Below are 13,327 nucleotides of genomic sequence, written 5' to 3' on the forward strand. Positions count from 1 at the left end.
ACCAAATAAAGAGGTGTTGATTATGTCAGTGATTCTAGGTGAAGAAATAGTAAATATTAGAAAAATGAAGAAACTTACATAAAAGAAACTCTGCTCAGGGATTTGTTCACAAGGTACGATAAGTTTAATTGAAAAAGGGGAAGTTGTTCCTGGAATAGAGATACTTACTGCATTAGCATTACTTTTAAACGTCCCTGTTACTCATTTCATTAATTTGATCCAATCCGAAACAATCTATTTAAAGTACGATTTGATTAGTGAAATTGAATCGCTAATGGAAGAGCAAAAATATGAAAAAATCTATAAAATCGCGCAAACAAAAATCAAAAATCAAGAGCTTTCAGGATGGTATTTTTATTATTTTAAATGGCTTTATTATTTAAGTGGTTATTATACTAAAAAATATTCCGCAGAGGTTGTATTAAAAGAAATGAAAACCCTATATACAACTGCCAGCGAATTTGAGTTAAATAAAGATTATCTATCAGATCGTATCGTTAATACTATTGCGATTTTATATGCATTTGAAAAGGACTACAAAAAAGCGTTATTTTACTTTAATAAAATTGATTTGAAGTTTAAAAACAGAGTAGAAGTTTTTGAGTTTAATAAAATACAGCTACGAATTTTATATAATAAAGTTAAAACTCTATTTGATATGAGAGAGATTGAACAAACAATTGCTACATGTAATTTAGGTGTAGAGCAGTCAATTAAAACTGAAAATATGTCTCTCATTGGAAACTTCTATTATTATTTAGGTAAAGCCCATGAAGAATTCCTATCTTCTAAAGAGGAAATATCACTTTACTATAAACGAGCATTACATTTCTTCGAAGTATTAAATAAAGACTTGTATATCGAGATTTTAAAAAATAAACAACAAAAGTATTTAGTTGAGGACTGTTGAAAAACAGTCCTTTTTAATGTTCATAAGGCAAAGTAAATAGTGTATCAAATGATCCTCCAATAGTTAAAGACAAACCGAAAATAGCTCCGTAAATTAAAAACTTTTTCATTGTTTTCATCTTCTTTGATATTAAATGGCACTAGTAAAACAATGCCTACCCTTAGTTACTAGAATATAGATTTCTACCTCCTATTTGTTTAAATATTAAGATCTTAATATTTAGTTGCCCTTGAAAGTATTCCCAAAAAATAAAATAGTGCTAATAATTATTCATGAAGGCAGGACAGATTGGATTCCATACTACGACTAATTTTTATTGCTGTAATTAATTGTGCACTGGTCATCAGCACATTGACCAACGGGAACAATTTTACGGCGTTTGGCTACAAAATTATAAACGATTGTAGCAAGTCCAACTTTATTTAAAGCAATTAGAACTGGTGTTGTAAGCGTAAGCATTGGGATTCTCTTATTCATTTCAGTGAATGTTTCAACCCCTTTATAATATTCGCTTGCATCAACAGGTTTTGAATAAGTCTCTTTTTCTAATTGCTCTATAGAGTAAGGCAAAGTATTCAGCACATGTTCATTTCTAAATGAATCAAAGATAAGCAATTGTTGTTTATCCATGGCACACCATTTCTCCATAGTTTTAGTACATAAAGGACAATATGAGTCGTAAAAAACAATTAATGGTTTCTTTTTCAAAATAATCTCCTCCTTTGTTGAAAAATATATAAACATAAAAGTAAAAAATACAAGTTAAAGTAGGAGGTAAATTTTTATGAAAAATAAGATTCTACTCGGAAGCTTAATCGTTGTATGGAGTACGTTTTTTTACAACGATTGTTTCAGCATTACCCTATACACCTCATATTTTCAGAAAAATAAAACAATCTCTTATGGATATTTTACCCACAGAGGTTGTTTTTATCGAACTTTGTTTAAAATGATCAATCTTTTTTATAAATCTACATAAATCTGTTGGGTTGGAATAAAGATTGATTAAAAGTATGCTACAAACGTTGGTTTTATAATAGAAGAAACCCACACATTTTGAACAAAGATTGATCAAAATGTGTGGGTTTAAATTTATAGTTTTATAATAAAGATTGATTAAACATTACTTTTTATCATAAGGGTGATCGCCTATATGTCCTATTAAAATAGGTGGACGGCCATTAACTCTTTCGTCGTTCCATTCAAAATAAATTCTATCATCGGAATTTGTCTGATATAGCTTCGTATGAGGTGAACATTCAACCTTTCTAACTTCTCCATCAACATCTACAAATTCAAATGATAAAAATTTTGTTACTCTTTTTGCATCACCTTCAGGGGAACACTCTAAACCTTTGCTTTTTGCCTTAAAAACTTGCAATGCTGCTTTATGTCCTCTTTGTTTATATATAGAATAACACTCCATAGCGTAATCATTTAAAGCTGATAAATGTTTTATTAATTCATCTGCATGTTTAGTAATAGGATTAAAATGCTTTATTGACTTAAATACATTCCTTGATAAAAACAGATTAGGAAATGTTTTCGATATACCTTTTACAAAATCCTCTGCATTACTACTTTTCATTAAAATTTGTTTTCTTATATGTAAACAAGAATCACTCGAATCTATAGGGGTGATATGCTTATTAAATTTGAGCGGCTTTTCTAATAAGATTATTCCGCCTACATCATCAGAATTCCCGCTATTATACAAATTTTCATACAATTCCTCATTTAGAATCAACTCTTTTTCTAAATACAATCTTAAAAGCTGCTTTTCTGTGGTTTCTTCATCAGATGAATAAAGCCATGACACAAAATCTGAACCATTAAAAACTTGATTATAAACTTCTAACGAATAAAAAATATTTTCATCTTCATATTGAATTATTTCATCACAAATAATAAAAAATTCCGTTAATTTTTCACTAATCTCAATTTCTGAAATTTGGCTTCCTCTAACACTTTCATTTAATAGAAGATAGTCTATTCTCAAGACCTTTTACCTCTCTTTATTTTTAATAATTCAAATAGATCTTGTTTGTCTTGATCAAAAAATCCTTTTGGCCACTCCGACAATTCTCCGTTATTTTTAATATCAATATGAGTATTCATAGTATTCTCTGCTTCCTGAGAAAAGAAATGAATTACTCCTTTATTCGCATTATTATTTTTTGATAATTGTAATCTAATTCCATTAATAATATGTTCACTATGTGTTTCAAGAATTACTTGAACACCATTCATACTTACTAGAGCTAAAAACTGCCCTAACCTTGATTGTCCAAAAGGATGTAAATGTGCTTCAGGATTCTCCACTATTAAGATACCATCTTGTTTTATAGTAGCTAATAAAGCTGCTGTTATTATCGGTAAGGTATATGTAATCCCAAAACCCGTCGCAGTTTGCGGAATAAACTGCGGAAGATTTTCATGACCATACTGCACTGAAACCATATCCACATCTTTAATCTCAGTGTAAGTAAATTTAAATCCGGGAAAAATAAGTTTCATCCATGCTTCTACCTGAGTAGAAAAACGTTCTAAACCCTCTGGATTAAACATGCTTTCATCAACTCTAAGATTCAAAATATCAGCGCGACTAATTACATGATTTGTATATTCGCCTTTATAACCTGTTTTCAAATTTTGTTGCGGGTCAAAACTTTGTCCTTTCGACGGGCCAACTCTTTCAGCTCCTAAATAATAGAAATTAATAGAATTGAATAACTCTATATTTTTAGAGTCTTCTTCATTCAAAGATAAAGTAAACGGCTTATCAAATATATTTACCAAATAATTCATTACTATTTCTTCTGTTATAGTTTTAAATTCAAATTCTATATGTTCATCTTCTGAAGAAAAATTTAGTAAATGTTCAGATCTTCCAAGTTGTAAATTATAAGAACCATTAATTTCAATTTCATTACGAGCATTGGAAAACTGTTCAGCTGTTGTTTTTGCTAATAGCATGGACTGTATTAAACTAGATTTACCTACTCCGTTACTCCCAGCAAAGACATTAATATTTCTCAATTCAACATTAATATCCTTTAAGCTTTTAAAGTTCTTTATAATTAAATTAGTAAATTTCATCAAATATTTCCTCCACTAATAATCTAACTTGATAGAAATTGTATTGCACATTCCTTGCTACATTAGTACCTACTGTAAGGCAACTTGAAAACTGTTCATCTTTGGTTACTAAATCTGATAATTTCTCTAATGCAATTTTCAAAATCTCTTGTTTATCTTCAATATCATCTATTTCATACTGTGATAAAATAACACTTAGGGATGTAAATAAGGATTTATTCACTAACTTCTTCTTTTTGTACCCATTTTCACGATCAAATTTATCATATTTTCTAAAGCTGTATTTTCCAAATAATTTATAAACATTACTCATTGCAAAAATAAACTCTTGTTCCATTTCATCTAACTCTTGTATGCTCATTTTATTAACTTGTTCAAAAGCTTTATCAATAAATAATTCTAAATCACTTTTATAATATTTTAACTCATGACTATCAAAGTCATACGCTAAATAGAATGCAATAAACCTTAAGACTAACTCTTGGGCAGACATTCTAATATCATTTACTCCATTATCTGTTGCCAATAAAAACTCTTTTGAATTCGCTAATCGCTTCAAAAACTTTCTTACATGTGGTTTTGCTATTGAATTTCTTATTTCTTGAGAATTCAAAGGTACTCCACCTGTATTAATTCTTCGAAACAAATCATACTTTACCTGTGAAGGGGTTCTAGCATCAATTACATTAACTGAGAATTGCGTCATATAAATTCTAGTTTTATACTTATTATCCAACTCACTAAAAGTTTTACCTCCACAGACTTCTTGCAAGTATTGCAAGTTTTTCAGTCTGAATTTATCGTCAAGAAAATCATTAATTGTGTTCAACCGTTGTAACCCATCTATTACATTTAATAGCGAATCTTCGTCTTCATAAAAATAAAAAGCAGGTATGGGTATTCTTAACATTAGAGATTCTATCAATAAAGATTTTCTTTTAGCTTCTTTCCAAACTTTATTCCTTTGAAAGTCTGGGCTTAGGTTCAAATATTTTGTATCAATTAATTCTTTCATATATTTTAAAGAAAGCATTCTTTGTTCAATTCTTATTTTTTCAGCATCAAATGGTGTCTCATCTGATTCAAATTCATCTTGCTCTTCAACTTCCGTTCCATCTCCATCAGATTCAAAGAGTTCCAAATGTTCATTCATAAAAATTCTCCTTATCATCGTTTATTTTAATATTCATTATAACCTCTAGATTTCCAAAAAACTTTTTCATAGAAATTTGTACAAATGTTCTATAAAATCTCTATCCCCATAAGCGTTTGGCTATAACTTAGTTGTTATGAATATTCTAAACCTATGAGAAAATAAGTAGTTATAAATTCATTAAATGAGATGCATTATATATAATATTCACATGATTTCTATTAATTAATATTACGCTTATTAAAAGATGATTAAAACCTAAATTATATTTCCATTCAATAAATTAACCATATTAATTTAAATTGTATCACTCCGAAATAAAAAAGGGATAATTTACAAAAAACATTTTAAATTATTCTACCCCAAACAAAACCTTATATCATTCGCTAATATTTTTGTCGCCGCAACCCCTTTAACAAACTTCAAATCTCCACTAGCCGACCAATCAATCTCTCCCAAATTCAATAGCTTATTAGCAATCTTAACTGAATCCGGTTGCTGTGACTTCACTAAATAATTTTCATTAATCAAATCGTTTCCCACAATTGCTAACGCATTCAAACAAGTAATATGGGTTAAACGATAAGTTTTATAATCATCCCATTCATCAGGTAGTAGCTCCTTAATTAAATTAAAATAAAACATTGTTATATTTAAAATCTTTTCTTTTGGAAGCTTAGCTAAATCAGATTTCTTCGTCAGCAAATTAACAATTTGATAAAGATTTTGCAGCGTTATATGTTTCTCTTTTGTACGTTTTCCTATTAGCGTTCCCTTACTGAAGAACGGGCTTTCTGGTTTTAAAATTAGGTTTGTTGCTACCCAACTCAAATCATCATTATTTCGATTTAAATAACGGCTTAACGATGTACCAATACCTTTTGCTTTCGTATTAATTACATCAAATAGTTTAATTTCCTCATCTTCATCTAGGTAATGAAATGCTAAGAAAGGTACGCTTAGCGTGCTATCCGTCTCCTCAATGTACTCCTTAATACCGCCTAAGCGATGCTGCCCATCCATTAGTGTTGCTTTTTTACGACAAATTAATCGACCATAATTTGGACGCTGACGATTATAAGCTTGAAACTCCCAATTACCTGCTGCATTTAAAAGAATAGGGGTATATAAAGAATCTTCGCCTTGTGATAAATATTCTGCGAAATCTGTGCATCGCTTTTTATTGATTGGACGTTGATATCCTTTTCCTGATGGATCATTAAATAATTTTGAATACGAAAAATTCACTGCAACTTGTGATGATACAGAACCTTGATACGTAACTCTACCTCGCATTTTTGATTGCACTATATTTTCTAAAACTATATTTGTACTTAAATGACTACTCATTTAACACTTCACTCCTTGAAATTGAACTTCGAAGTACATAATAGTACTTATAAGTACTAAAATCAATTAAAATGTACTTTTATGATTCTTCAGGAGTTTTTGCACCTCACATAGTCTTAAAGTGAGGTGATTGTATGGAGCAGTTAGTTAATATTGTAGGGGCAAATATCAAAGAAATTCGTAAACAAAAGAAAATGACTCAAGAAGAGCTAGCAGAAAAATGTGGTTTGCAAACATCTTATTTAGCAGGGGTAGAACGTGGAGATAGAAATATCACGCTTCAAACATTGGAAAAAATTACAGCAGGTTTAGATATTAACGCAAAAGATCTTTTCGAATTAGATTCTCCAATGAAAGAACTATCTATTGAGACTGAGCAGCTTATACATATGTTCGCTGAGCAATTAAAATTAAAATCTGATATTGAAGTAAAATTAATCATCGAATTAGCAAACAAGATATTCAATACTTATTCAAAATAAAAGAAGACTGCATTCAGATTTGAACAACAGTCTTCTTAAGTTATTTTACAATTTTTAAATCATCAATTGAGAAACTCCTGAAGTCGTCATTTAAATATTTTTCAAAAAACTCTTCTTCAATCCCTGTAATAACCGTCAAGAAACTAACATCGTATTTTAGTTCCTCGCATAACTGTCCCAAACTTATTATTTTTCTATCAAAAAGTAATTGAAGAATACTTCTTATTTTCATAGGCTTCTCAAGAGGAATTATCGAGTCAAGTGGTTCTTCTTTTCTATAACCTTTTTTGTTAATAGACATATAAAAATATCTAAATTGTTGATGTGTAATTAATTCCAAGTTTCTAGCTCTCATAGCCATAGCTTGTAACGAAACTACCCACTTTTCTTTTAATTCTTTATATGCATCAGGATTTGATACCTTACTGATTTTCGAAACATCCTCAGTAAATGCTTTTATCGGCAATAAGAACTCAGAAGCAAACAAATGCGCCTCATCTTCTTTTATTTTATATGATGGTTTATCGAGCATATTGAATTCTGTTTTATAATGTAATAATAAATGACCTAATTCATGTGCTAAATCAAAATTCCGCCTTGCTGCTGATTTTTTTATATTACCTAATACAATGTACGGAATATTATCTTCTGACCATAAGCTATATGCATCAATCGTTTCTCCAATTGACTTTTCAAAAATAAATACACCAGATTTCTCTAAATGAAATAAGAGATTTTTATTATTATCATCCGATAAATGTATATGCTTTCTAGCCAATTGTGCTACATAGCGAATTTGTAATTCCCGCTCAACATCTTGATTAGAATTTAAATACTCTAATACCTGCTTACGTAAGATTAATATTTCGTTTTCAGGATATTTTATCTTTTTACCTATTTTCTTAATAAATGCATCTAAAAATTTCACATGCATCAGTTCACCTTGAGTCTTCATTGCTGTATTTATTGACTCTGAGCGATAAGCTATTCTTTCGATGCGAATATTCTCTGGTTGATCGTTCTCTAATAAATCTTCTCTAAAAAAATAAGCTGATTTAACTTTGAATAAAGCTTTCATCTTATTTACTACTTCTAATTTAGGAGACACATAACCATTTTCATATTGCCAAACAGCTTGTTCAGTAATACCCAATTTTCCAGCTAATTGCGCACGGCTTAGCTCATTTAAAATTCGGATATTCGTTAAGCTTTTACCAATAAACAAATTAGTAGCTCCTTTCTTTATTATATTTTAACTTTCTCCCGTTGCATCATCCACATCATCTTCGACAATTTCAATATCATATAAACTTGCATCCGGCATTTCAGTTGAATTTTGTAATATTGCCTTTGTTTGTTCTTCCATTTCAATTATATGAGATGTTTTAGTATTAATATATGCCGATAAATCTTCGACTAAATAAGCTTTATTATCGGATGGATTAGGCATCCATAAATTAATCCCACTAATTAAAAATTCATCATCAATTTCATAAGTAACAATATAAAACTTATCGTACTCTTTAGCTATTTCTGATACTTCCTTGGCTGTTAAAGAGTCAAACGGTAGCTCATCAAATAATACTAGTTGGCGTGAATGACCAGCTAAAGCTTTATTCGTTTTATTAGGAAACTCTACCTCCTCATTAATACTGATGAACTCCTCCATATAAGCAGATTTCTTACTCTTAGGACGTCCATACGTATCTTTACCTCTATCAACAGCGTTTGGATCAAAATAACGTGCATTTTTAATTAAAAATAGTGTTTTAATATCGTCCACACTAAATTGTAAGTACTGCCATGTAACGCCAGCTTTAGAAAGCTTACTTTCTACCCCTAATTTTTCACATTGAACTGCCACATGATGATCAATATGATTTCCTTTTACCCACGCGTAAGCACCATGAACTCTCAGATTTCGAGCAGCTTCTTTTCTTACACGTAGATAATCCTTATACCCCTCTATAATCCCATCAACAATGCTTTCATTTAGTTCTCCTGACAAACGAAATTTTTTCATCAACAAACCAAGCCCCTTTGCATTTTATGGATAAAACCACAACAAAAAATGATTTTCTTTAATTATAATTAAAGTTTGAGTGTATTAAAAGGATTATTTATTAAATGTTCAGTATTTTATTGAATACCGATGTTTTATAGTTACTCGTATGTTTTACTTTAAAATTGCTAGGCTCTTTTCCCATTTCGCTAAACCTTCTTTTAACCAACTTCCCGAACTGAATATAATGTATTTTAATAAAGGCTCAATATACCATTTAACGTTCGAACCATCTATTGGTGTAATAATTAAAGTAGACACACTACGCCCAGCTCGTTCAACTTCCAACATCGCAACTTCTTTTCCATTCCTTAGTTTTACATATCCCACTATATACTTCCTAGGTGTAATACCATCATCTACAAACGCAAATGAACGGCCTCCTATGTCAGTTAACTCACCAATATATGCTTCCACACTATCTACAAAATAAGCTCTTGATAATTCATTTAACACTTCTTTAAAATCCGCTAATTCACCATTTACATATGTATTATTTAACGATTTAACTTCTAAGCCTCTTAATATATTTGTCCCACCAATATCCCCCATTGAACGACTATTATTATCGCCCTTGACTGTCTTTTTAGTATTATCATCAATTCCATCACGTTGCTTTGTTGAAGTCGTTTTTTGTCGAGTAATTACTAAGGTATCTACGTATTCGTGAGTTAAAGTATCCGTTATTACCTCATCAAACTCATTTGTACGCCGATCAACTGTTGTATCAGCTTCGTAATCTCCGGATGCAGAAAGGGGGAGAACTATACGTTTTCTTGGTTCGTTCGATTTTTCATGATGAACTAGGCTCGGATGAGTAATATCTAAATTAGAAACCTGTAATTCTTTATCTAGCATCGCGTTGATATATAGAACTGTATATCCTGTTGCAGTTTTTTTCACACGTAACTTCAGTTTAATTGGCGTTTCAAATGGCCATTCAAACTTAATAGTGTTATTAAAGTGAAAATTACTAGCCATATTTTCATATACTTTACGAGCGTTCTTATTCATTAACAACCATACTAAATGATGTAAATACTCATTCTTTAAATACTTAGCATTGTATAAAGATGTGAAGCGTAATCGCAATAAATCCGACTCATATTCCTCTGTGAAATATAGTGGGAAAGAGTTCATTTCAAATAAGCAATTCAAAAGGAATGCATTCGGTGCAATGACTCCTCTTAGCACTTCAATTAATGGTAAGTAGAATCTCTCACCGTTGTATTTGATTACAAAGGTTTGCGATATTTCCGTATAATTTGTTCCACGGATTGAATAATTTTGTTCAAAATAGCCGACGTGATTTGAATTTATTGTAATGATAATTTCTTCAGTTTGGTTAGGTGCGATAGGTTTCGTAATAATGCCATCTACGTAATAATGCTGAATTCTTAAAGAAGCCAATACGTTCCAATCAACTATTAACTTTTCAGTTGTATAATACCCATTAACTTTCCCATTAAAATAAACTGGCAGCACCATCTTTTTTTCGTATCTAAAAGGTGCACCGATCCATTCTAATTTCACGCGTGCTCTTATATCAAACGGCCAATTTTTAAGCCTTATATCTTTGTTGTTCATTGATTTTACCTTCCTGCAAATATCTCTCTAGTATTGGCCTAATCTGTTTAAAATCCTTTGACTTTATTCCGGCTAGCCTTTGAACACGCCATAATTTCACATCGTTTAATTCGTGTTTCAAATTATCAATGATTTTATAACATCTACGAATTTGAAATTGCTCTACACCTTCCGTAATTTGCTCAAGTAAACACTTTGTAATAGGCAGCTGTTCTAAATGCCGTTCAATATTAGCTAATATCCTTAAACGTTTCCCTATAAGAGTTTTTGTAATTCGAACAGGCTGTTCAGAAGCCCATAATTGCTCATATAACGTTTTTATTGCATTTGAATATTGTTTATCTCTTTTAACCCAATCGATCGTCTTAACCTCGTTATAACGCTTTTGAAGAGCTGGTAATACGCTAAACAACCATTCTTTATCGTGACGATATAAAAACATATATTCTTTTTGATAAGTTTTGCGTAATTGCATTCTCGTGAATTGCGGATGCTTTTGTATTATTATTATAAATTCATTTTTATACGCATCTAGTTTTGATGCTGTCATTAGAGCTTGTTTTTGATGCTGTTTATTTAATGGCTGTTTTAAATATTTTTTACGGTTTTAGAATCTACTCCTAACTCTCTTGCAATCGCTCTTATACTTATATCTTCACATGAAAGTTCGACTAACTTTTGATGCCATACATAACCAAACTCTTTTATTCGACCTATTTTGAATATATCTGTCGATTGTTTTCTTAAATAAACAAAACCACACGAGCAAGTAAACGTGCCAATCAAGTTTTTAGTTTTAAAATCCCTCGTAACCTCTACATTTTTGATAATGAGTTGCCTGTAATGTGGTGCAGCTTTATTCAAACAGGGAAATGGACCAGAACTAAATGCACCTTGATCTGTTGAAGTAGTTAACAAACTCTCTACATCTTGCTGTAAAAAATGCAATAGAAATAAATGACGAAGGGGATGCACATGACGCTCGGAATTACGCAGTAACACTTTCAACCAATTATATTCATATGTCTCATTTAATTCACTTTCATAACGCTGTAAAAAACCACTTGGAAAATAGGCATTGAATGCTTGATATAAATCTTTTTGTCGTACACGATTTGAAGCAGTTATTAAATTACGTGATCTTAATAACGCTCGATATTGGGAGCTTATAGTTTCTCTCGAAAGAGCATGTAAGGGTAATTGCAATAGTTGATATGCCTGCTTTGCTATTGATACGGCTACATCCTTATATGGCTCCATTTCGTAAATAGAGGATAAGTTCATGTGCTTTAACTCAAATCGGACATATTGTATTCGACTATCTACGGTAACTGGATATTTACGTAATAGCAATTCATGATGCGCGCAATAATTAATGCCTTGAAGCTGATGCTCTCTATGAATATAAGGTTCCCCATATTGTGCATCATCTGCTTTAGCACATTCGACACAATAATATAAACCATCCTTCTTACAAATACTTCCTGCAACAATACCGAGCCTAGTATACAAAGCCTGTCCATCATCTAATACATCCTGTAAAATCTCCTGCTGCCGAGCTTTTGATAAAAACGAAGCATAGTAAGGATAAATTGTGTGATTGGCTAAAAGAGATTCTACCGAGTAATGCGGTCCTAGCTTTTCCGCCAGAACAGAAAAATAGCTACCAATTTCCACACTCGGTATCACACAACGACTGTCAAACATCTCTTCCAATGTATCTTTACAATCAAGATTTCCACTATAAAAGTGGTAACGCGCAATGGCTGAATACAACAATTCATTTGAATATGGGTTTGTGAAGAAAGGTAACATATATATTCCTCCAGTCGCTTAATAATTTCTATTGACAGAAAATTATATAAAATATATAATTTTATATAATAAATATAATTTTAAAGGAGCAAAATCTTATGACAAATAAAACAAATCAGATTATTAGCTTAAATGTGAACGATATAGCCCCAGCAACCAATAAAAACATAGGCGATATGACTCTAAACGAAATTTTTGCGAACGATGACATTTCAATCAAAAAAACAAAAAAATCACTTAAATTTATTAAAGATACAGATGAACACACTATCGTCTTTTCTTTAAAGAAAAAAGAAGGTTTACAAAGTATGCATCAACATGTTTTTGAGAAGACTAAAGATAAAGATTCTTTAAAAACTCTAGCAAAATCACTTTATAAAGAAGGTAATACTCAAGAAGACATCGCTGACATCTTAGGAATTCATCAATCTCAAGTGTCACTTTTATTAAGAGATAAATATTAAATTTACCTTGAGGCTATTTAGATTTGATAAATAGCCTCAAATTTATTCTCAACCTATTGACTATTGCAAATTACATCCTTAGCTAGAAACATTTGCTTCTGTATATTGAACACGTCCTTTAACTACAAATGCCCCTATAGGAATGCCTACTAAAATACGCTAGTCAGTAACTCCTCCTTTATAACCTGAAAGTTCCCCATTTACCTATGCTAAAATAGATTCATATTGTAAATCGGTTAAAATAACTTTTAAGCGCAGCAAAATCGTTTCTAAATTCACTTCATTTTTGACAAAATCCTTTAATAACTGACTCTTTGCTAATCCTATCTCCCCTAAAAAAGCTCTCTTACAACTCGTTTTATATGTTTGTATTTTTTAAAAGAATCATACGGATGATTTTTTTCT

At 30.8% G+C, this 13,327-nt stretch carries 13 protein-coding genes; 3 read left to right on the forward strand and 10 right to left on the reverse strand.

Annotated features, from left to right (window positions below):
- Positions 1–250: 250 nt before the first annotated feature.
- Complete coding sequence (locus IEW44_RS10670; RefSeq protein WP_268236368.1) at positions 251–910, forward strand: RNPP family C-terminal domain-containing protein; 660 nt, start codon at positions 251–253, stop codon at positions 908–910.
- 306 nt (positions 911–1,216) lie between these two features.
- Here the strand turns inward: IEW44_RS10670 and IEW44_RS10675 are convergent, their stop codons facing one another.
- The 5 genes from IEW44_RS10675 to IEW44_RS10695 form a co-directional block, all read right to left on the reverse strand.
- Positions 1,217–1,618 (reverse strand): DCC1-like thiol-disulfide oxidoreductase family protein, encoded by a 402-nt coding sequence (locus tag IEW44_RS10675; protein WP_188615040.1) that lies wholly within the window; start codon positions 1,616–1,618, stop codon positions 1,217–1,219.
- A gap of 415 nt (positions 1,619–2,033) precedes the next feature.
- Entirely contained in the window at positions 2,034–2,909 is an 876-nt protein-coding gene (locus IEW44_RS10680) for a hypothetical protein (protein ID WP_188615041.1), read from the reverse strand.
- The gene (locus tag IEW44_RS10685; protein WP_188615042.1) at positions 2,906–4,009 is read right to left on the reverse strand and encodes a DUF3696 domain-containing protein; all 1,104 of its coding nucleotides are present in this window, start codon (positions 4,007–4,009) and stop codon (positions 2,906–2,908) included. Before IEW44_RS10685 ends, IEW44_RS10680 begins: the two co-directional genes overlap by 4 nt.
- Positions 3,996–5,162: a DUF262 domain-containing protein gene (locus IEW44_RS10690; protein WP_188615043.1), complete on the reverse strand. Its 1,167-nt coding sequence runs from the start codon at positions 5,160–5,162 to the stop codon at positions 3,996–3,998. The genes IEW44_RS10685 and IEW44_RS10690 overlap by 14 nt, the downstream gene beginning before the upstream one ends.
- A 357-nt stretch (positions 5,163–5,519) precedes the next feature.
- The gene (locus IEW44_RS10695; RefSeq protein ID WP_188615044.1) at positions 5,520–6,512 is read right to left on the reverse strand and encodes a DGQHR domain-containing protein; all 993 of its coding nucleotides are present in this window, start codon (positions 6,510–6,512) and stop codon (positions 5,520–5,522) included.
- Positions 6,513–6,646: 134 nt separating this feature from the next.
- Between IEW44_RS10695 and IEW44_RS10700 the strand changes: the two genes are divergently transcribed.
- Complete coding sequence (locus IEW44_RS10700; RefSeq protein WP_188615045.1) at positions 6,647–6,994, forward strand: helix-turn-helix domain-containing protein; 348 nt, start codon at positions 6,647–6,649, stop codon at positions 6,992–6,994.
- Positions 6,995–7,034: 40 nt separating this feature from the next.
- On the opposite strand, the gene IEW44_RS10705 is transcribed toward IEW44_RS10700, so the two are convergent.
- From IEW44_RS10705 to IEW44_RS10720, 5 genes are all read right to left on the reverse strand, one after another.
- The gene (locus IEW44_RS10705) at positions 7,035–8,219 is read right to left on the reverse strand and encodes a spr1629 family repressor/antitoxin (RefSeq protein ID WP_188615046.1); all 1,185 of its coding nucleotides are present in this window, start codon (positions 8,217–8,219) and stop codon (positions 7,035–7,037) included.
- A gap of 27 nt (positions 8,220–8,246) precedes the next feature.
- A complete protein-coding gene (locus tag IEW44_RS10710; RefSeq protein ID WP_188615047.1) occupies positions 8,247–9,017 on the reverse strand; it encodes a spr1630 family ClpXP-sensitive toxin in 771 nt (256 codons plus the stop codon).
- A 153-nt stretch (positions 9,018–9,170) separates the two neighbouring features.
- Positions 9,171–10,643, reverse strand: a complete 1,473-nt coding sequence (locus tag IEW44_RS10715; protein ID WP_188615048.1) for a Tn7-like element transposition protein TnsE — start codon at positions 10,641–10,643, stop codon at positions 9,171–9,173.
- A complete protein-coding gene (locus tag IEW44_RS16135; protein WP_268236369.1) occupies positions 10,618–11,193 on the reverse strand; it encodes a TnsD family Tn7-like transposition protein in 576 nt (191 codons plus the stop codon). The genes IEW44_RS10715 and IEW44_RS16135 overlap by 26 nt, the downstream gene beginning before the upstream one ends.
- A 38-nt stretch (positions 11,194–11,231) precedes the next feature.
- Complete coding sequence (locus IEW44_RS10720; protein ID WP_268236370.1) at positions 11,232–12,458, reverse strand: TnsD family Tn7-like transposition protein; 1,227 nt, start codon at positions 12,456–12,458, stop codon at positions 11,232–11,234.
- 98 nt (positions 12,459–12,556) lie between these two features.
- On the opposite strand from IEW44_RS10720, the gene IEW44_RS10725 reads away from it, so the two are divergent.
- On the forward strand, positions 12,557–12,922 hold the full coding sequence (locus IEW44_RS10725; RefSeq protein ID WP_188615049.1) for a hypothetical protein: 366 nt from the start codon (positions 12,557–12,559) through the stop codon (positions 12,920–12,922).
- Positions 12,923–13,327 lie beyond the last annotated feature (405 nt).

It is taken from the genome of Lysinibacillus alkalisoli (assembly GCF_014643595.1).
GTDB classification, from domain to species: Bacteria; Bacillota; Bacilli; order Bacillales_A; family Planococcaceae; genus Metalysinibacillus; species Metalysinibacillus alkalisoli.